This is a genomic window from Pseudomonas sp. MWU13-2517 (genome assembly GCF_023242545.1).
Lineage (GTDB): Bacteria > Pseudomonadota > Gammaproteobacteria > Pseudomonadales > Pseudomonadaceae > Aquipseudomonas.
The window spans coordinates 1-394 of record NZ_JALMFA010000044.1; the positions used below are offsets into that span (position 1 = coordinate 1).

Genomic DNA, 394 nt, shown 5'->3' on the forward strand with positions numbered 1-394 from the left:
AACGTCAGTACCGGCTTTGTTGCTCAAAGTCGCGGTATAAGTGATCTGGCCGCCCTCATTGACTGCGCTTGGCGCGGTCAGCGTGACGGTCGTGGTATCGGCAGTGCCCGGTGTGTCGGTAACGGTGGTGCTCACAGGCGTAGTGCCTGGTACCAGGTTTTCGAAATGCTCGCCGCCTGTGACACCTTTGATAGCGGCAGTGACGGTTTGATCGCCTGTGTAGACGTCATTCGGCGCGACGGTAGTGACGCTGCCGCTTGACTGGTTCACGCCAATGGTGATGGTCTGACCATTATCCAGCGTCACGGTCAACGGATTGGTGATGTTAGTCACTGCCGCGCCGTTTTTATCCACAAGGCTGGCGGTATAAACGATGTTGCCGCCTTCGCCCACG

General features: G+C 57.6%; 1 protein-coding gene. It reads right to left on the reverse strand.

Annotated elements, in window-relative coordinates:
* Positions 1 to 394, reverse strand: a 394-nt coding sequence (locus M5B97_RS27585) for an immunoglobulin-like domain-containing protein (RefSeq protein WP_248733240.1), incomplete at both ends; no start/stop codon positions are given.